Origin of the sequence: Sphingomonas abietis (genome assembly GCF_027625475.1) — a bacterium.
Classification (GTDB): Bacteria; Pseudomonadota; Alphaproteobacteria; order Sphingomonadales; family Sphingomonadaceae; genus Solisphingomonas; species Solisphingomonas abietis.
The window spans coordinates 1,001,102-1,018,343 of record NZ_CP115174.1 but is presented as its reverse complement, the minus strand read 5'-3'; the positions used below and the strand labels follow the sequence as shown (position 1 = coordinate 1,018,343).

Here is a 17,242-nt window from a genome sequence, read left to right as displayed (position 1 = left end):
ACGGGGAAGGAAGTTGGCAGACATATCGGAAGCGCGTGCCCCGATGTCCACCCCGGCCCCTACAGCTTGCCGAAGCACCACAGCAGCACCGACTTCTGGGCGTGGAGGCGGTTCTCCGCCTCGTCCCAGATCGCCGACTGCGGGCCGTCGATCACCGCGTCCACCACCTCCTCGCCGCGATGCGCGGGGAGGCAGTGCAGGAAGGTGCCGTTCGGCTTGGCCTTGGCCATCAGCTCGATGGTGACCTGATAGGGCATCATCGCCGCGAGCTTGGCCTCGGCGTGGCTCTGGCCCATCGAGATCCAGGTGTCGGTGACGACGATGTCGGCGCCCTGCACCGCATCTGCCGCATCGCGGGTGACGCGCACCTTGCCGCCGCGATTGATCGCGGTGCCGATCACGTCGGGATCGGGGTCATAGCCCTCGGGGCAGGCCGCGACGACCTCGAAGCCCATCAGGCTGCCCGCCTCCACGATCGAATGGAGGACGTTGTTGCCGTCGCCCAGCCACGCCCATTTGCTGCCGGCAAGCGATCCGCGCCGCTCGATCACGGTCTGCATGTCGGCCATGATCTGGCAGGGATGGCTGGCGTCGGTCAGGCCGTTGATCACGGGGACGGTCGCGTACTGCGCCATCTCGACGATCTTGGCGTGATCGTCGGTGCGGATCATGATCGCATCGACCATCCGGCTGAGCACGCGCGCGGTATCCGCCACCGTCTCGCCGCGGCCGAGCTGGGTGGTGCCGGCATCGAGGATCAGGGTGGTGCCGCCCAACTGGCGCATCGCCATGTCGAACGAGACGCGGGTGCGGGTCGAGCTTTTCTCGAAGATCATCGCCAGCGTGCGGCCTTCGAGCGGGCGATCGGGATCGGCCGCGCCCTTGGGCGATGTCGCACGCGCCGCCTTGCGGGCGGCGGCATCGGCCAGCATCGCCGCGATCGCGGCGGTCCCGGCATCGGAAAGGTCAAGGAAATGGCGGATGGTCATGGCGTCTCAGCCTCAATTCCGGTGATCCGTTCGTCCTGAGCGAAGTCGAAGGACGTGCTGCAAGCGGATCGCCTGGGGGCACGTCCTTCGACAGGCTCAGGACGAACGGAGCCTATGTGTCTTAATCGTCGCTCGGCAGCGTATAGCTGCGCGCAGCCTCCGACATCTTGCTGACGAACTCGTCGATATGCGCCTGCTCGATCACCAGCGGCGGCAGCACCCGCACGACATTCTCGCCGGCCGCGACCAGCAGCAGGCCATGATGGTCGCGCGCATGGGCGACGAAGCGGCGGCTGTCCGACTTCATCTTGACGCCGAGCATCAGCCCCAGGCCGCGCACGCTCTCGAACAGATGGTCATGGTTGGGGATCAGCTGCTCCAGCGCGGCGCGCAGGCGCTGGCCGGTGGCGTTGACCTGCTCCAGGAAGCCCGGCGCCAGGATCACGTCGAGCACCGCATTGCCCGCCGCCATCGCCAGCGGATTGCCGCCATAGGTGGAGCCGTGGGTGCCGATCACCATGCCCTTGGCCGCCTTCTCGGTGGCGAGGCAGGCGCCCAGCGGGAAGCCGCCGCCAATCCCCTTGGCGCTCGCCATGATGTCCGGCACGATGCCGTACTGCTCGTGGGCGTAGAGCGTGCCGGTGCGGGCGACGCCGCACTGCACCTCGTCGAGCACCAGCATCAGGTCATGCTGGTCGGCCAACGCACGCAGGCCCTTGAGGAATTCCTGCGACGCCGGGCGGATGCCGCCCTCGCCCTGCACCGGCTCGACCAGGAAGCCGGCGGTGTTCGCGTCGATCAGCGCCTCGGCGGCGGCGAGATCGTCGAACGGCGCATAGGTGAAGCCGGGCAGCAGCGGCTCGAAGCCGTCGCGCATCTTCTCCTGGTTGGTCGCCGAGATCGCGCCCAGCGTCCGCCCGTGGAAGGCGTTGTTGAAGCAGATCAGCGTGTTCTTCTGCGGGTTGCCGCTGGCGAAATGATAGCGGCGCGCGGTCTTGATCGCGCACTCCACTGCCTCGGCACCGGAATTGGTGAAGAACACGGTGTCGGCGAAGGTGGTATCGACCAGCCGCTGCGCCAGCGCCTCGCCCTGCGGCGAACCGTAGAGGTTGGAGACGTGCATCAGCGTCGCGACCTGGTCCTGCAACGCCTTGGTCAGATGCGGGTGGCCGTGGCCGAGCAGGTTCACCGCGATGCCCGAGGCGAAATCGAGATAGCGCTCGCCATTTTCCCCGAACAGGTAGCTGCCTTCGCCTCGGACGGGACGCACACCGCAGCGCGGATAGACCGGCATGAGGGGCGTGATCGTCATGGGCAGGGCACTCCTTCTTCGTGGACAATCTTTGGGAGAACGGCTCCGGGAACGCAAAAAGGCGGCCGTGGCTGGCCGCCTTATGTCAGGGATGCGCTGTAGCGTCGGGGGAAATACAGCGCAACCCCAAGCGCCTGCGGGTTGGAACGGGAGGAGAATCTCAGTTCTTGATCTTCCAGCCGCTCCTGAGCAGCGTGTAGCAGATCGCGCCCATCACCACGTTGATCGCCAGCAGCAGCCCCGCGCCGAACGCCACCGGCGAATCGGCGACGCCGAGGAAGCCCGAGCGGAAGCCCGAGATCACGTAGAAGATCGGGTTGAAATGGCTGATCATCCGGAAGGTCGGCGCCAGCTTGTCGACCGAGTAGAAGGTGCCCGAAAGCAGCGCCAGCGGCTGCACCACGAAATTGGTGACGGCGGCGGCATGATCGAACTTGTCCGCCCAGATCGAGGTCAGCACGCCGAGGAAGGCGAGCAGGAACGCCCCCATCAGCGCGAACCACAGCACCACCAGCGGGTTCGCCATGCCGACATGCACGCCCGGCCACAGCAGCATCGCCAGCCACAGCGCGCCGCCGACCAGGAAGGCGCGGGTCACCGCGGCGAGCGTCAGCCCGGCGAGCAGCTCGGCGGTGGACAGCGGCGGCATCAGATAGTCGACGATGGTGCCCTGCATCTTGCCGACCAGCAGCGAGAAGCTGGCATTGGCGAAGGCGTTGGTCATCATGCCCATCACGATCAGGCCCGGCGCGATGAAATCGGCGAAGGGCACGGTCGTGCCGCCCACCGGCACCGCCGAGCGCGCGCCCAGCGCGACCGTGAAGATGACGAGATAGAGCAGGGTCGTCACCGCCGGCGCCCACACCGTTTGCAGCTGGACCTTGAAGAAGCGCCTCACCTCCTTCACATAGAGGGTGCGCAATCCTCCCCAGTTGACCTGTTTGATCACGGGCACGCCCGGGGGGGAGATATTGTCGGGTTGCGGCGCACCGCGGGACTGGTCGAGCATGGATCGCGACCTAAGCCCTGGGTGCCGCCCCCGCAAGGGATACGGAGTAGAAACAGAAGATGTCGTGGACGGACGAGCGGATCGACAAGCTCAAGAGCCTGTGGGGCCAGGGCCATACCGCAAGCCAGATCGCCGAGGAACTGGGCGGCGTCAGCCGTAACGCGGTGATCGGCAAGGCGCATCGCCTCGGCCTCGAAAGCCGGCCGTCGCCGGTGAAGGGCAACGACACGGCGGCGGAAGCGCCGGCCGCGCCCGCCCCCGCGCCGAAGGAGGCCGCGCCGCCACCGCCGGCCCCGAAGGCGGCCGAGGCGCCGAAGCCGCGCCCGGTCGTCGCCGAGGCTCCCCGCCCGGCGCCGGCGCCCCGCCCCGCCCCGATCGCGGCCGCCCCGGCGCCTGCACCGGCCGCGGCCACCGGATCCGATGCCGATGCGCCGGTCGTGCCCAGCACGCCGCAGCCGGTCTATCGCTCGATCGGCCCCGGCGGCTTCCAGCGCCAGCAGCCGGGCGAGCAGCAGTCGCCGATCCCGCCGGCGCCGCCGCGCCGCCTGGTGCCGGCCAAGCCGTCGGCCGACATGGCGGACAAGACCTCGCTGCTCGAGCTCAACGACCGCATCTGCAAGTGGCCGCTCGGCCACCCCGGCGAGCCCGATTTCCACTTCTGCGGCGTGCAGGTGAACCCGGGCTTCCCTTATTGCGTGCAGCATTGCGGGCAGGCCTATCAGGCGCAGATGCCGCGCCGCGATCGCCGCCCGCCGCCGCCGATGCCCTATGGCGGCCCGCGCGTCCGCTGAGCCCCCAACTCCGTAACCGAAAGGGCCGTCCGCAGCGATGCGGGCGGCCTTTTTCGTGAGGGGCCTTTTTCGTGAGGGGCCGGGTTCGTGAGGGGCCGGGTTCGTGAGGGGCCGGGTTCGTGAGGGGGCGTGCGGGCATGACCCTCCTCCCCCATCGGGCGCGCCGCCTGCGCCTCAGTCGCGCCGGCTCGCCTTGACCAGTCCGTAGGTCATCACCCCGGAGACGGCGAGCGCGAGGACGAAGCCCGCGGCCGCGCCCCAGATCGCCCCCGGCGCCCCGTCGAGGAACAACCCCGCCATCAGCCCGAGCAGCGGGAAAATGATCAGAACCAAGCATCCCACGACTGCCATCGGCACACCTTTCGCGCGTTATCACCGCATTTGAACGAACCCGGAACGCCCTTTGCGCGGGGCCGCATCCCGCCTATAGTCTGCGGCGATGGCCCATGACGATCTCTTCGCCGCCCCTGCGGGTGCCGCCCCCGGCAGCGGCAATTACGACGCCTCCTCGATCGAGGTGCTGGAAGGGCTGGAGCCGATCCGCCGCCGCCCCGGCATGTATGTCGGCGGCACCGACGAGCGCGCGCTCCACCATCTCGCCGCCGAGGTGATCGACAATGCGATGGACGAGGCCGTCGCCGGCCACGCCACCCGCATCGAGGTGACGCTGTCCGCCGGCAACCGCGTCACCGTGGTCGACAATGGCCGCGGCATCCCGATCGACGAGCATCCCCGCCACCCCGGCAAATCGGCGCTCGAGGTGATCTTCACCGTGCTCCATTCGGGCGGCAAATTCTCGGGCGGCGCCTACCAGACCTCGGGCGGCCTGCACGGCGTCGGCGTCTGCGCGGTCAACGCGCTGTCGATCGAGACGGTGGTCGAAGTGGCGCGCAACAAGGAGCTGTACCGCCAGCGCTTCGTGCAGGGCCATCCCCAGGGATCGCTGGAGAAGATCGGCGCGGCGCCCAACCGGCGCGGCACCTCGGTCAGCTTCGTGCCCGATAGCGAGATTTTCGGCGATCTCCGCTTCCGCGCGCAGCGGCTCTATCGGCTCGCCCGGTCCAAGGCCTATCTGTTCGCCGGCGTCGAGATCCGCTGGAAATGCGATCCGTCGCTGATCACCGACGACACCCCGGCCGAGGCGGTGTTCCAGTTCCCCGGCGGCCTCGCCGATCACCTCCGCGAGCAGGTCGGCGATCGCGAATGCGCCACCGCCGATTTCTTCACCGGGCGGCAGGATTTCCCCGACAGCCAGGGCTCGGCCGAATGGGCGGTGGCGTGGCCGCTCTATTCGGACGGGTCTTACAGCTATTATTGCAACACCATCCCGACCCCCGACGGCGGCACCCATGAGCAGGGGCTGCGCGCCGCGCTGGTCAAGGGCATCCGCGCCTTCGCCGATCAGGTCGGCCAGAAGAAGGCCAAGGACATCGCGCCCGAGGACGTGATGACCGGATCGGAACTGATGCTCTCGGTGTTCATCCGCGATCCCCAGTTCCAGAGCCAGACCAAGGACCGGCTGACCTCGCCCGACGCCGCACGGCTGGTCGAGGCCGCGGTGCGCGACCATTTCGACCATTTCCTCGGCCAGAACATGGATCGCGGCAAGGCGCTGCTCGGCTATGTGCTCGATCGCATGGACGAGCGGCTGCGGCGCAAGGCGGAGCGCGACGTCAAGCGCAAGACCGCCACCTCGGGCCGCAAGCTGCGCCTGCCCGGCAAGCTCACCGATTGCGCGTCGGACAGCCCCGAGGGCACCGAGATGTTCATCGTCGAGGGCGATTCGGCCGGCGGCTCGGCCAAGCAGGCGCGCGACCGCAAGACCCAGGCGGTGCTGCCGATCCGCGGCAAGATTCTCAACGTGGCGTCCGCCAACACCGCCAAGATCCTCGCCAACCAGGAGATCGCCGACCTGATCCTGGCGCTCGGCTGCGGCACCCGCGAGCGCTGCGACGCCAGCCTGCTGCGCTACGAGCGGATCGTGATCATGACCGACGCCGATGTCGATGGCGCCCACATCGCCACCCTGCTGATGACCTTCTTCTTCCAGGAGATGCCGGACGTCGTGCGCAGGGGCCATCTCTACCTCGCCCAGCCGCCGCTCTACCGGCTGACCGCCGGCGCCAAGTCGCTCTACGCCCGCGACGAGGCCGACCGCGCCCGGATCGAGGCGACCGCGTTCAAGGGCCGCAAGGTCGAGGTCTCGCGCTTCAAGGGCCTCGGCGAGATGAACCCGCAGCAGCTGCGCGAGACCACCATGGACCCGCAGACGCGCGGCATGATCCGGGTGACGCTGCCGCAGGAATATGAGGACCGCGCGCAGGTCCGCGATCTGGTCGACCGGCTGATGGGCAAGGAGGCCCATCACCGCTTCACCTTCATCCAGGAAAACGCCGCCCGCGTGGACGAGGAAGAGATCGACGCCTGAGCAGGCGGGGCGCGGAGGATGGCCGGTGGCTGGCCGGTGGCTGGCCGGTGGCTGGCCGGCTGGTGGCGCCGCTCGCCCGGGCCATCGGCGTCGCCATTCCCCAAAAGAAACGACACCGAAACGAAATAATCGCCGGCGCAATTCCTGCCGGGCAAATCATTTTACACTTAAGATCGCTTTAACCCCGCATTAGCCTTTAGTCGTAATAGCGGTGCGACGGGTGTTGCGGAGCGTGTCTGATGAATCTGGTCCGAAAAGTCGTGGATTCCCGATCCGAATTCCGGCTGACCGTCGATATCGCGGTGTCGATCAAGCCCTATCGGCTGCCCGCCCAGAATCTCGTCATGTCCGATGTCTCGACCGCGGGCGCGCTCGTCACCGGCAAATTCCGCGGCCTGTTCAAGGGCCAGGAGATCATCCTCGTCGTCGGCGACATGCTGTCGATGGTCGCCACCATCGTCTGGGTGGAGACGCACGCCTTCGGCCTCGCTTTCCACCGGCGGATGCACGGCTTCGAATTTGACGACGTCATGCAGATGAGCCGTACCCCCGGCATCTCGGCCGACGTCCAGTCGGTCTATCGCGACAGCCGGACGGGCTAGCCGCAGCCCCGCGCCACCAGCGTTCATTATTCTTGACATTTATATCCATATAGGTTATTGCGTGGCCCGTCGCCCACACCCTTGATCGAGGTGCGCGGTGACAGGAGGGGATGGCGGCGGTTTCGGCCTCCGTGCATCCAGCGGCCGGCGCGCCGGGCATCCGGGTGGATTCCCGCAACCCTACCGTCCACCAGGCCAGCGTGAAGCCCGCCGCGCCCGTGCCAAGGGCGCGTCCGGCCCACGTCCGCCACAACCGGGACGCTTCCCACCTCCGCCCCGACGTGGCCGAGGAAGTGGGGCACAGGCCCTCGGAGGGTAACTGAGACACCTCCAAACCCCCGCGATGCAACGAGGCACGCGCGGGGCGCCGGCCGCCTTCCCTGCCCCCAGCGGCGGGAGAATTGTGCCCGCAAATCCTACAGCCTTCAGGCCCTGCACCCCTCTGCCGATGCCATGGCACTCTGTCACATCATGACAATGTGGACATGTCATAGCCCTACATCGCGTCACTGATCGTCCTTCAAAGCGCCGCGGCGAGCGCGCATCTCCCTGTCCATCGCGGCGACACCCGTTCCGGGCCGCCGCTCATGGAGAGACGCTATGACCACCGAAACGCAGACCCTGCCCCGCTCTTCCCCCCATCCCGAGCCGGCACGCGCCCGCGCCGTCTTCTCGACCGAGGATTTCGCGCTGCTGCGCGAGGCGGTCGTCGCCCATCTGCGCACGATCGCGGACCAGCCGGAATCGGTGAAGTTCAGCAACCTCTATCATCGCCTCGGCCGCCTCGGCTGAGGCGACCGGCCCCGGCCCCGACACCCCCGATATGATCCCAGCCCGATAAGATCCCAGGAAGCCTCATGACCTATCAGACCCACATCGACAGCACCAACGCCCTCATCGCGCGCCAGGACGGCAGCTGGGACGGGATCAGTGCCGAGGCGGTGGCCCGGATGCGGTTGCAGAACCGCTTCCACACCGGCCTCGACATCGCGAAATACACCGCCGGGATCATGCGCGCGGACATGGCCGCCTATGATGCCGATCCGGCACGCTACACCCAGTCGCTCGGCTGCTGGCACGGCTTCATCGGCCAGCAGAAGCTGATCGCGATCAAGAAGCATTTCGGCACCACCCAGGGCAAATATCTCTATCTGTCCGGCTGGATGGTCGCGGCGCTGCGGAGCGAGTTCGGGCCGCTGCCCGATCAGTCGATGCACGAGAAGACCAGCGTGCCGGCGCTGATCGAGGAGCTCTACACCTTCCTGAAGCAGGCCGACGCGCGCGAGCTGGGCGGCCTGTTCCGCGCGATCGACGCGGCGCGCGCCGCCGGCGACAGCGCGAAGGAGACCGCGCTGCTGGCCCAGGTCGAGGCGTTCCAGACCCATGTCGTGCCGATCATCGCCGATATCGACGCCGGCTTCGGCAATGCCGAGGCGACCTATCTGCTCGCCAGGAAGATGATCGAGGCCGGCGCCTGCGCGCTCCAGATCGAGAACCAGGTGTCGGACGAGAAGCAGTGCGGCCACCAGGACGGCAAGGTCACGGTGCCGCACGAGGACTTCCTCGCCAAGGTCCGCGCCTGCCGCTACGCCTTCCTCGAACTCGGCGTCGACGACGGCATCATCGTCACCCGCACCGACTCGCTCGGCGCCGGGCTGACCAAGCAGATCGCCGTCTCCAACGCGCCCGGCGACCTCGGCGACCAGTATAACGGCTTCCTCGACTGCGAGGAGATCGACCCGGCGACGGCGAGGAATGGCGACGTCATCCTCAACCGCGACGGCAAGCTGCTGCGCCCCAAGCGCCTGCCCAGCAACCTGTTCCAGTTCCGGGCCGGCACCGGCGCCGATCGCTGCGTGCTCGATTGCATCACCTCGCTCCAGCACGGTGCCGACCTGCTGTGGATCGAGACCGAGAAGCCGCATATCGAGCAGATCGCCGGCATGGTCGATCGCATCCGCGCGGTCGTGCCCAACGCCAAGCTGGTCTACAACAACTCGCCCAGCTTCAACTGGACGCTCAACTTCCGCCAGCAGGTGTTCGATGCGTGGGAGAAGGCCGGCAGGGACGTTTCCGACTATGAGCGGGCGGCGCTGATGAGCGTGATCTACGACAGCACCGAGCTGGCCAGGGAGGCCGACGACCGCATCCGCACCTTCCAGAAGGATGCGAGCGCGCGCGCCGGCATCTTCCACCACCTGATCACGCTGCCGACCTACCACACCGCCGCGCTCAGCACCGACAATCTCGCCCGGGACTATTTCGGCGAGGCCGGGATGCTCGGCTATGTCGCCGGGGTGCAGCGCAAGGAGATCCGCGAGGGCATCGCCTGCGTCCGCCACCAGAACATGTCGGGCTCCGACATCGGCGACGACCATAAGGAGGCCTTTGCCGGCGAGGCGGCGCTGAAGGCCGGCGGCGCCCACAACACGATGAACCAGTTCGCCTGACCGGGCGCCCTCTCCTCCACCGGCGGGAGAGGGCATCCGCCGCCACGGCGATCGCATCCAGCCCTCGTTCCGGCGGATCGATCGGAACCGGCGCCCCGCGTCGTGGATTGAATCGGCTGTCATTCCACAGGGTCCGGGTCATGCGCTGGTGGGTCGCCGCCTCATTGCTGGGTCTTCCCGCCGCCGGGCAGGCGGCGCCGGGCGTGCCGATGCCGCTCGCCAGCGGGTTCGACCTGTCCAGCCTGATCGTGCAGCCCCACCTCGACGCGCTCGCCGCCACCGCGACCAAGGACGATCCGCGCTGGACGGTCTCCGATCTCGATCCGCCGCCCGGCCCGCCGCAGGACCGGCCGAAAATCCGGATCCGCGGCAAGAAGGTCAAGATGCGCCTTCCCTTTTGAAGCCCGCCCGTCTTGGCGACGCCCACCGGCATGATAAGATCGCCGCCGGGCAACAGGGGAGCGACAGTGATGGACGGTCAGAGAAGCCTATTCGGCATCGTGATGGCGGCGGGTCTGCTGCTGATCATCCTGATCACCGGCATCCTGGTCGGCTGCCCCCGCTACAATGTCTATCAGCAGGAGATGGCGGGCCGCGCCAAGCTGGCCGAGGCGCAATCCTCGCGCCAGGTCGCGGTGCTGGAGGCGCGCGCCAAGATGGAGAGCGCGACCTCGCTCGCCCAGGCCGAAGTCACCCGCGCCGAGGGTGCGGCCAAGGCCAACCACATCCTCCAGAATTCGCTGGGCGGGCCGGAGGGCTATCTGCGCTATCTCCAGATCCAGGCGCTGGAGACCAACAACGCCAAGCTGATCTACGTGCCGACCGAGGCCGGGCTGCCCGTCACCGAGGCCTCGCGGCTGCCCGGCATCCCGGAACAGACCGACAGGAATTAGGGGCGAGGCCTGACAGGCCGGTGCTCCTGCGAACGCAGGAGCCCAGAGCTGCGGGCGGAGCATGTGCGTCCCTGAGCTCCTGCCTTCGCAGGAGCACTTCCCTCGCCCTATTCCTCGACCAGCCGGAGCAGCCGGCGTTCGACCGGCGCCAGCACCGGGCCGAGCTCATGCCCGCGCTTGAGCACCGCGCCATGCTCGCCGACCAGCGCCCACATGCCCTGCCGGTTGCGCAGCGCCGGCCGTTTCACGATGCGAAATTCGGGCCGCTCGGCGGTGCGGCGGAAGGCCGAGAAGGTCGCCGCCTCCCGGCCGAGATCGATCGCATAATCCTTCCAGTGCCCCGCCGCGACCATCCGGCCGTAGAGATCGAGGATGCGCATCAGCTCGATCCGTTCGAAGCCGACCTGCTGGGCCCGCCCGGAGGCGGCCGGAAACGGCGTGACGACCGCGCTCACGCGCTCTCCCGATCGGGCGCGATGCCGGTCAGCCGGGATCGGGCATCGTCGCGCTCGCGGATCAGCTCCTCGATCCGCTTGGCGAGCCGCTCGATCTCGCAGCGCATCATCTCCAGCTTCTGGGCGGAGGGGTCGAACTGCTCGCCGCAGGGCGTGCCATAGGGCATGAAGCGCTGGGTCTCGGAGGCATCGACCAGCGTCGGCTTGGCGGGGATGCCGACCATCGTCGCGCCGGCCGGCACGTCGCGCGTCACCACCGCATTGGCGCCGATCTTGGCGCCCTCGCCGACTTCGATCGGGCCGAGCACCTGCGCGCCCGAGCCGACCACCGATCCGTCGCGCAACGTCGGGTGGCGCTTGCCGGCGACGCCGTTGACCGGGTTGGTGCCGCCCAGCGTGACATTCTGGTAGATCGTCACGTCGTCGCCGATCAGCGACGTCTCGCCGATCACCGAGAAGCCATGGTCGATGAAGAAATTGCGGCCGATGGTGGCGCCCGGATGGATGTCGATCGCGGTCCACATCCGCGACCAGTGGTTGACCAGCCGCGCGAGGAAGAACAGCCGCGCCCGGAACAGGCGATGCGCGATGCGATGGTAGCCGAGCGCCCAGACGCCCGGATAGGTCAGGATTTCCCAACGCGATCGCGGCGCGGGATCGCGCGCCTTGATCGAATCCAGATAGGCCAGCAGGCGGCCGGGCATTGCAAAACTCCCCTTGAGTCCAGCGAACCATTTAGGGCTGTCCGGCCAGGATTGCGAGAGGGGCCATGACGACGGGCTTTTCCACGCCGTCCGCCACCACCACCGCCACGGCCACCGCCACCGCCACCGCCACCGCCAAGCGCCGACTTCCTTTCAGTAGGCGGATCGATTATTTCAGCGCCCATGATCGGAAAACTCGCTCGATGAGCACTTACCTTCCCACCCTCAAGCAGCTCCAATATCTGGTGGCGCTGCAGGAGCATGGCCATTTCGGCAATGCCGCCGAAGCCTGCTTCGTCACCCAGTCGACGTTGTCGGCCGGCTTGCGCGAACTGGAATCGCTGATCGGGCTGACCCTGGTCGAGCGCACCCGGCGGGTGGTGCGCTTCACCCCCGTCGGCGAGCAGATCGCCGCCCAGGCGCGCCGCGTGCTGTCCGAGGCGGAGGTGCTGACCGATCTCGCGCGCGCCGCCGGCAAGCCGCTGTCCGGCGAGTTGCGGATGGGCGTGATCCCCACCATCGCCCCGTTCCTGCTGCCCCGCCTGCTGCCCCGCCTGCGCGCCGAATGGCCGGACCTGAAGCTGTATCTGCGCGAGGAGGTCACCGCCGCCGCCTGCGATTCGCTGGCGCGCGGCCGGCTCGACTGCGTGCTGCTGGCGCTGCCCTATCGCTGCGGCGACATCGAATCGGCGGACCTGTTCGACGACAAATTATTCTTCGCCTTCCCGGAATCGCAGCAGGGCAGCTTCGCCGCTCTGGTCACCGCCGACGAGATCGACGAGCACAGCCTGCTGCTGCTCGAAGACGGCCATTGCCTGAAGGACCATGCGCTGGCCGCCTGCGCCCGGCCGGAACTCGGCGCCGAGGCGGCGATGCTCGGCACCTCGCTGCACACGCTGGTGCAGATGGTCGACAATGGCTTGGGCGTCACGCTGCTCCCGGAGATGGCGATCGAGGCGGGCATCCTCAACGGCACCGGCGTCCAGACCCGCCCGCTCGATGCCGACAAGCCGAGCCGCCGGATCGCGCTGGCCTGGCGCAAGGGCAGCCCACGGGCCAAGGAATTCCAGCTGCTCGCCGACGCGCTCAGGACGGCGGCGTAGCGGCGGATCAGGGGCCTCGATCGGAAACCCCGCAAAATAGACCCCGCAAAATAGACCAGGCCGCCGTGCTCCTGCGGAAGCAGGAGCCCAGCTGGAGAGCGGCTTCGCCTGAAACCCTGGGCTCCTGCCTGCGCAGGAGAACGGAAAGACCGCATGGCGGGACCAGGGCCATAGATCGCAACGCCACCCCGCCATCCCGCTCAGGGCTTGCCATGCTCCGCGCTGGCGTCCCATGCGGCGGCCGCCAGATCGTCGGACGCGCGCGCGTCGATCCATCGCGTCGTGCCGTCGGCGAAGATCTCCTGCTTCCACAGCGGCGCCTTCGTCTTCGCCCAGTCGATCAGGAAGGCGCAGGCCTCCAGCGCCGCGCCACGGTGCCGCGCCGCCGTGGCGACCAGCACGATGCGGTCGCCGATGCCGAGCGTGCCGAAGCGATGGATCAGGGTCAGCCCGGCCAGCGACCAGCGCGAGGCGGCCTCAGCCGCGATCGCCTCCAGCGCGCGCTGGGTCATGCCCGGATAGGCTTCGAGGCGGAGCGCGGTCAGCGCGGCCCCGTCATCGCCATCGCCATTGCCATCGCCATCGTCGTTGCCGCGCACCACGCCGGTGAAGCTCGCCACACCGCCGCCGCCGAGCCGTTCGAGCCGGGCGAGTTCGGCGGCGATATCGAAATCGGCCTCCTGCGCCGCCACCCGCACGCTCATGGGGCGCGCCTCATCCGCCCGTCACCGGCGGGAAGATCGCGATCTCGCGCGCGCCGGCGATCGGCGTCGCCAAGCCGGCGAAATTCTGGTCGATCGCGCAGCGCAGCCGCTGCGGCTCGGCGAAGGCGGTGGCGTAGCCGCCGCCGCGCATCGCCAGCCAGCCGATCAGCCCGGCGACGTCGGTGATGTCCCCCGGCAGCTCGACCCGCTCGCCATCGCGGCCGATCGCCTCGCGCACCCAGGCGAAATAGAGGAGCTGGACGGCCATCGATCCCGCCCTCCTCAATCCATGTGCCGCAGGCCGACGCGCAGATAATCCCAGCCGGTGATCACGGTCAGCGCCGCCGCCAGCCACAGGCCGACGATCCCGAACAGATGCACCCACGGCCAGGCCGGCAGCGCGCCCGCCAGGATCAGCAGGCCGAGCGCGCCCATCTGGAAGGTCGTCTTCCACTTGGCGAGCCGGCTGACCGGCACCGAGACCGACAATTGCGCCAGGAACTCGCGCAGCCCCGACACCGCGATCTCGCGCAGCAGGATCACCAGCGCCGCGATCACGTTCCAGCCGGACACCACCGGATGCGGGCCGATCACCCGCTCGGTCGAGATCAGCATGACGATCACCGCCGCGACCATGATCTTGTCCGCGATCGGATCGAGGAAGACGCCGAGCTTCGAGACCGTCCCCTGCGCTCGCGCCAGATAGCCGTCGAAATAATCGGTGATCCCGGCGATCGCGTAGAGCAGGAAGGCCAGCACATAGCCGATCGCCCCCGGATGCCACAGCAGCCCGACCAGGATCGGCACCGCGAAGATACGGGAGAGGGTGAGGATGTTGGGAAGGGATAGCATCGCCGCGCAGCCTAGCCCAACCCGATGCCGGTTTGAACCACCGCTTTGCACCCCGCGCCATCCTTCTCCATCGGCCATCCCGAGACTTCGGCCATGGTAGGATTTGTCGCGGGCGTCCGCCTGCGCTATGTCGCCTCCACCTTGAGGGAAAAACGGGTTCCGCGTTCCGATATGCAGCTGTCCTTGAGGCTTCTTACGCGCAGGCGTTTCCTGCCGCTCTTCACCACCCAGTTCCTGGGCGCCTTCAACGACAATCTGTTCAAGACGTCGATGGTGATGCTGGTCACCTATCGCATCTTTTCGGACGATAGCCGCGAAGCCGCCTTCAATGCCGCCGCCAACGCGCTGTTCATCCTGCCCTTCTTCCTGTTCTCGGCGCTCGCCGGGCAGGTCGCCGACACCCGCGACAAGGCGGGGATCATCCGGCTAGTGAAGAGCTGCGAGATCGTCATCATGCTGGTCGGCGCGGCCGGGCTGATGCTCGAATCCATTCCGCTGCTGCTCAGCGCGCTGTTCGCGATGGGGGTGCATTCCACCTTCTTCGGCCCGATCAAATATGCGCTGCTGCCCCAGCATCTCCACAAGGACGAGGTGCTCGGCGGCACCGGGCTGGTCGAGGCCGGCACCTATGGCGGGGTGCTGCTCGGCATCCTCGTCGGCGGCATCATCCCGCCCGCCGCCACCGCCGCGACGGTGCTGGCGGTCGCGCTGCTCGGCCGCATCGCCGGCAGCCAGGTGCCCCCCGCTCCGCCGGTGGTCGAGGATCACAGCATCGATTTCCACGTCATCCGCTCGTCGATCCGGCTGGTGTCGGAAACGCTGCACGTCCCCCGGCTGATGCTGGCGGTGGCGGCGACCAGCTGCTTCTGGATGCAGGCGGCGATCCTCGGCACCCTGTTCGTGCCGCTGGTCAAGAATGTGCTGGGCGCCGATCAGCAGGTCGCCACGCTGTTCCTGTCGGTCTTCTCGATCGGGGTCGGCGTCGGCGCGATCGCGATCAACCGGCTGCTGTGCGGCACCGTCTCGGCCCGCTACGCGCCCGCCGCCGCCATCCTGATGGGGCTGTGCCTGCTCGATCTCCACCATGTCGCCAGCCACTGGGAAGCGCCGGACGAGATGGTCGGCTGGAGGGGCTTCATCGCGCTCCACAGCGCCCGCCATATCCTCGCCGATCTGTTCGGCGTCGCGATGTTCGGCGGGATGTTCGTGGTGCCGCTCTACGCCTTCCTGACGACGACGGTGGACAAGCTCCACACCGCGCGCACCGTGGCGGCCAACAATATCGTCAATTCGGGGGCGATGGTGGTCGGCGCGCTGCTGTTCGCCGGGATGGTCCGCTGCGGCGTGAACGTCGCCGATACGCTGATCGTCACCGCGCTCGGCAGCCTGGCCGCCGCGATCATCGCATGGCGGCTGCACCGGGCCTGTACGGAGCCGGCGCTCAGCTCAACATGATCAGGAAGAAGGCGAAGCCGGCGGCATAGCAGGCGAGGAAGAAGCGCACGTCCTCCCGCCAGTTCGTCCAGCGCGGCGCATCGTCGACGGGGATCGCAGGAAGGGCCGGCATCGTCGCATAAGCGGCCGGCGGTGCCAGCCGCAGCGGCCTGCGGCGGCGAACCAGCGTCGCCGACAGCGATGGGGCGGAAAGCGTGCGGCGGGAAAGCGCGCGGGATGCCTGTGACATGATCACGGCTTAACGTTTCGTTTACTTTTCGGCTGCGCCTTTCTCGCAGCCTGCCAGCCCCTCCGTCCCGCAGCGGGACGGGATCGCCGCTTCAGGCGAAGCGCGACTTCGGGACATGGCTGATCCGGCACGCCAGATCGGCCTCCCCGCTCGCCACGATATAGGCATCGCCCGCATCCACGATGCCGGTGGTGAACACCACCGGGGTCGGCAGATAGAGCCGGTCGGCGATCGGTGCGGTGAGCGCGGGGTCCGCCTCGATCAGCGGCGACTCGTCTTCCATGCGCAGGATCGTCGCCGGGTCGTCGCGATCAAGCAGCGCCCAGAAGGTGCGATAGACGCCGACCTTCTCGCGCGGCTCGACGCCATGGTAGAGCATCAGCCAGCCGGCGTCGGTGAGGATCGGGGGGGTGCCGCCGCCGACCTTCATCGCCGAGCTGGAGCCGCGCCGCGCCCGCACGCCGGGGCGGTCGCAGGGCTTCCAGTGCAGCCCGTCCGGCGAGGAGGCGAGATGGATCACCGGCCCGCCGGCATGATCCGATGTGGCCGGATAGGCGAAATAGAGCTCGCCGAGCGGCCGGGTCAGCGCCCAGACCTGACCGCCGATCCGCCCCTCGAACAGCAGCATGTCCTTATTCTGGTGATCGAGGACGAGGCCTTCCAGCCGCCAGTCCACGCCGTCGTCGGAGGTGTAGAGCGAGGTGCCGTGCCGCTCGGCCGAGCAGGAGCAGACGGTCATGTGGTAGCGCCCGTCGATCACCGAGATGCGGGGGTCTTCGAGGCCATAATCCTGATAGGCGGCGCGCGGCTCGATCGCGCGCTCGTAATGGACGGCAACGATGCGGCGCCCATCGGGTGCCAGCTCGACCGGCAGCAGCCACGAGAGCGAGGTCAGCGCCATCTGCGGATAGCCGCCGCCGCGCACCAGGAAGAAGCGCGGATCGGCCATGTCGACCGAGGCGAGCGGGTGCGGATCGAGGACATAGCCGTCCGGGGTCCAGCGGATCGCATGGACATGATCGCCCCGCACCGGCTCCGACAGCGCCTCCGCCACCCGCACCATCAGCAGCAGGTTGCCCGATGGCAGCCGGGTCAGCGCCGGGTTGAACGCGCCGAGCACGAAGGTCGGCTCCCCGATCGACCGGCGCAGCGGCGAGCGGGTCAGGTCGACATCGTCGGGGCCGAAGATCAGATAGTCCTGGGTGTCGTGCATGGTGCCTCCGCTGGCGCGGGAACGCCGCCCCGGCCCGCCCGTTCCTTGGGACA

At 68.2% G+C, this 17,242-nt stretch carries 20 protein-coding genes; 9 read left to right on the top strand and 11 right to left on the bottom strand.

Annotated features, from left to right (window positions below):
* Positions 1–59: 59 nt before the first annotated feature.
* The 3 genes from argF to PBT88_RS04840 form a co-directional block, all read right to left on the bottom strand.
* Positions 60–989 (bottom strand): ornithine carbamoyltransferase, encoded by a 930-nt coding sequence (gene argF / locus PBT88_RS04850; RefSeq protein WP_270078092.1) that lies wholly within the window; start codon positions 987–989, stop codon positions 60–62.
* Between the two features lie 121 nt (positions 990–1,110).
* The gene (locus PBT88_RS04845) at positions 1,111–2,301 is read right to left on the bottom strand and encodes an aspartate aminotransferase family protein (protein ID WP_270078091.1); all 1,191 of its coding nucleotides are present in this window, start codon (positions 2,299–2,301) and stop codon (positions 1,111–1,113) included.
* A 160-nt stretch (positions 2,302–2,461) separates the two neighbouring features.
* Positions 2,462–3,310: an ABC transporter permease gene (locus PBT88_RS04840; RefSeq protein WP_270078090.1), complete on the bottom strand. Its 849-nt coding sequence runs from the start codon at positions 3,308–3,310 to the stop codon at positions 2,462–2,464.
* Between the two features lie 59 nt (positions 3,311–3,369).
* Between PBT88_RS04840 and PBT88_RS04835 the strand changes: the two genes are divergently transcribed.
* On the top strand, positions 3,370–4,101 hold the full coding sequence (locus PBT88_RS04835; RefSeq protein ID WP_270078089.1) for a GcrA family cell cycle regulator: 732 nt from the start codon (positions 3,370–3,372) through the stop codon (positions 4,099–4,101).
* Between the two features lie 174 nt (positions 4,102–4,275).
* On the opposite strand, the gene PBT88_RS04830 is transcribed toward PBT88_RS04835, so the two are convergent.
* Entirely contained in the window at positions 4,276–4,434 is a 159-nt protein-coding gene (locus tag PBT88_RS04830) for a hypothetical protein (protein WP_270079347.1), read from the bottom strand.
* A 106-nt stretch (positions 4,435–4,540) separates the two neighbouring features.
* On the opposite strand from PBT88_RS04830, the gene parE reads away from it, so the two are divergent.
* The 6 genes from parE (at position 4,541) to PBT88_RS04800 (ending at position 10,474) form a co-directional block, all read left to right on the top strand.
* A complete protein-coding gene (parE, locus tag PBT88_RS04825; protein ID WP_270078088.1) occupies positions 4,541–6,529 on the top strand; it encodes a DNA topoisomerase IV subunit B in 1,989 nt (662 codons plus the stop codon).
* Positions 6,530–6,789: 260 nt separating this feature from the next.
* On the top strand, positions 6,790–7,131 hold the full coding sequence (locus PBT88_RS04820) for a PilZ domain-containing protein (RefSeq protein WP_270078087.1): 342 nt from the start codon (positions 6,790–6,792) through the stop codon (positions 7,129–7,131).
* A gap of 600 nt (positions 7,132–7,731) precedes the next feature.
* Positions 7,732–7,923 (top strand): hypothetical protein, encoded by a 192-nt coding sequence (locus PBT88_RS04815; RefSeq protein WP_270078086.1) that lies wholly within the window; start codon positions 7,732–7,734, stop codon positions 7,921–7,923.
* 65 nt (positions 7,924–7,988) lie between these two features.
* Complete coding sequence (locus tag PBT88_RS04810; protein ID WP_270078085.1) at positions 7,989–9,581, top strand: isocitrate lyase; 1,593 nt, start codon at positions 7,989–7,991, stop codon at positions 9,579–9,581.
* Positions 9,582–9,721: 140 nt separating this feature from the next.
* The gene (locus PBT88_RS04805; protein WP_270078084.1) at positions 9,722–9,982 is read left to right on the top strand and encodes a hypothetical protein; all 261 of its coding nucleotides are present in this window, start codon (positions 9,722–9,724) and stop codon (positions 9,980–9,982) included.
* Positions 9,983–10,051: 69 nt separating this feature from the next.
* On the top strand, positions 10,052–10,474 hold the full coding sequence (locus tag PBT88_RS04800; RefSeq protein WP_270078083.1) for an SPFH domain-containing protein: 423 nt from the start codon (positions 10,052–10,054) through the stop codon (positions 10,472–10,474).
* Positions 10,475–10,581: 107 nt separating this feature from the next.
* On the opposite strand, the gene PBT88_RS04795 is transcribed toward PBT88_RS04800, so the two are convergent.
* On the bottom strand, positions 10,582–10,929 hold the full coding sequence (locus PBT88_RS04795) for a DUF2794 domain-containing protein (RefSeq protein WP_270078082.1): 348 nt from the start codon (positions 10,927–10,929) through the stop codon (positions 10,582–10,584).
* Positions 10,926–11,633, bottom strand: a complete 708-nt coding sequence (gene epsC, locus PBT88_RS04790; protein ID WP_270078081.1) for a serine O-acetyltransferase EpsC — start codon at positions 11,631–11,633, stop codon at positions 10,926–10,928. Before epsC ends, PBT88_RS04795 begins: the two co-directional genes overlap by 4 nt.
* Before the next feature lie 203 nt (positions 11,634–11,836).
* Here epsC and PBT88_RS04785 point away from each other — a divergent pair, with 203 nt between their 5' ends.
* Positions 11,837–12,736 (top strand): LysR substrate-binding domain-containing protein, encoded by a 900-nt coding sequence (locus PBT88_RS04785; RefSeq protein WP_270079181.1) that lies wholly within the window; start codon positions 11,837–11,839, stop codon positions 12,734–12,736.
* A gap of 200 nt (positions 12,737–12,936) precedes the next feature.
* Here PBT88_RS04785 and PBT88_RS04780 read toward each other — a convergent pair whose 3' ends face one another.
* From PBT88_RS04780 to pgsA, 3 genes are read right to left on the bottom strand one after another with little or no spacing between them, the layout of a single operon-like run.
* Positions 12,937–13,440, bottom strand: a complete 504-nt coding sequence (locus tag PBT88_RS04780) for a molybdenum cofactor biosynthesis protein MoaE (RefSeq protein WP_270078080.1) — start codon at positions 13,438–13,440, stop codon at positions 12,937–12,939.
* 10 nt (positions 13,441–13,450) lie between these two features.
* A complete protein-coding gene (moaD, locus tag PBT88_RS04775) occupies positions 13,451–13,708 on the bottom strand; it encodes a molybdopterin converting factor subunit 1 (RefSeq protein WP_270078079.1) in 258 nt (85 codons plus the stop codon).
* Between the two features lie 14 nt (positions 13,709–13,722).
* Positions 13,723–14,292 carry a CDP-diacylglycerol--glycerol-3-phosphate 3-phosphatidyltransferase gene (gene pgsA / locus PBT88_RS04770; RefSeq protein WP_270078078.1) on the bottom strand — a complete coding sequence of 190 codons (570 nt, stop codon included), beginning with the start codon at positions 14,290–14,292 and terminating at the stop codon, positions 13,723–13,725.
* Positions 14,293–14,463: 171 nt separating this feature from the next.
* On the opposite strand from pgsA, the gene PBT88_RS04765 reads away from it, so the two are divergent.
* Positions 14,464–15,747, top strand: coding sequence for an MFS transporter (locus tag PBT88_RS04765; protein WP_270079180.1), 1,284 nt, complete (start codon positions 14,464–14,466; stop codon positions 15,745–15,747).
* On the opposite strand, the gene PBT88_RS04760 is transcribed toward PBT88_RS04765, so the two are convergent.
* Positions 15,734–15,976: a hypothetical protein gene (locus PBT88_RS04760; RefSeq protein WP_270078077.1), complete on the bottom strand. Its 243-nt coding sequence runs from the start codon at positions 15,974–15,976 to the stop codon at positions 15,734–15,736. The two genes, PBT88_RS04765 and PBT88_RS04760, sit on opposite strands and share 14 nt — an antisense overlap.
* A 91-nt stretch (positions 15,977–16,067) precedes the next feature.
* Entirely contained in the window at positions 16,068–17,189 is a 1,122-nt protein-coding gene (locus PBT88_RS04755) for a glycoside hydrolase family 130 protein (RefSeq protein WP_270078076.1), read from the bottom strand.
* Positions 17,190–17,242 lie beyond the last annotated feature (53 nt).

What these genes read in the sequence shown, in the direction of transcription:
- PBT88_RS04840 (WP_270078090.1), bottom strand. Translation starts at nt 3,310, where the DNA reads ATGCTCGACCAGTCCCGCGGTGCGCCGCAACCCGACAATATCTCCCCC.
- moaD (WP_270078079.1), bottom strand. Translation starts at nt 13,708, where the DNA reads ATGGCCGTCCAGCTCCTCTATTTCGCCTGGGTGCGCGAGGCGATCGGC.
- PBT88_RS04785 (WP_270079181.1), top strand. Translation starts at nt 11,837, where the DNA reads ATGAGCACTTACCTTCCCACCCTCAAGCAGCTCCAATATCTGGTGGCG.
- PBT88_RS04760 (WP_270078077.1), bottom strand. Translation starts at nt 15,976, where the DNA reads ATGTCACAGGCATCCCGCGCGCTTTCCCGCCGCACGCTTTCCGCCCCA.
- parE (WP_270078088.1), top strand. Translation starts at nt 4,541, where the DNA reads ATGGCCCATGACGATCTCTTCGCCGCCCCTGCGGGTGCCGCCCCCGGC.
- PBT88_RS04755 (WP_270078076.1), bottom strand. Translation starts at nt 17,189, where the DNA reads ATGCACGACACCCAGGACTATCTGATCTTCGGCCCCGACGATGTCGAC.
- PBT88_RS04765 (WP_270079180.1), top strand. Translation starts at nt 14,464, where the DNA reads ATGCAGCTGTCCTTGAGGCTTCTTACGCGCAGGCGTTTCCTGCCGCTC.
- PBT88_RS04845 (WP_270078091.1), bottom strand. Translation starts at nt 2,301, where the DNA reads ATGACGATCACGCCCCTCATGCCGGTCTATCCGCGCTGCGGTGTGCGT.
- PBT88_RS04805 (WP_270078084.1), top strand. Translation starts at nt 9,722, where the DNA reads ATGCGCTGGTGGGTCGCCGCCTCATTGCTGGGTCTTCCCGCCGCCGGG.
- pgsA (WP_270078078.1), bottom strand. Translation starts at nt 14,292, where the DNA reads ATGCTATCCCTTCCCAACATCCTCACCCTCTCCCGTATCTTCGCGGTG.
- PBT88_RS04800 (WP_270078083.1), top strand. Translation starts at nt 10,052, where the DNA reads ATGGACGGTCAGAGAAGCCTATTCGGCATCGTGATGGCGGCGGGTCTG.
- argF (WP_270078092.1), bottom strand. Translation starts at nt 989, where the DNA reads ATGACCATCCGCCATTTCCTTGACCTTTCCGATGCCGGGACCGCCGCG.
- PBT88_RS04810 (WP_270078085.1), top strand. Translation starts at nt 7,989, where the DNA reads ATGACCTATCAGACCCACATCGACAGCACCAACGCCCTCATCGCGCGC.
- epsC (WP_270078081.1), bottom strand. Translation starts at nt 11,633, where the DNA reads ATGCCCGGCCGCCTGCTGGCCTATCTGGATTCGATCAAGGCGCGCGAT.
- PBT88_RS04780 (WP_270078080.1), bottom strand. Translation starts at nt 13,440, where the DNA reads ATGAGCGTGCGGGTGGCGGCGCAGGAGGCCGATTTCGATATCGCCGCC.
- PBT88_RS04815 (WP_270078086.1), top strand. Translation starts at nt 7,732, where the DNA reads ATGACCACCGAAACGCAGACCCTGCCCCGCTCTTCCCCCCATCCCGAG.
- PBT88_RS04835 (WP_270078089.1), top strand. Translation starts at nt 3,370, where the DNA reads ATGTCGTGGACGGACGAGCGGATCGACAAGCTCAAGAGCCTGTGGGGC.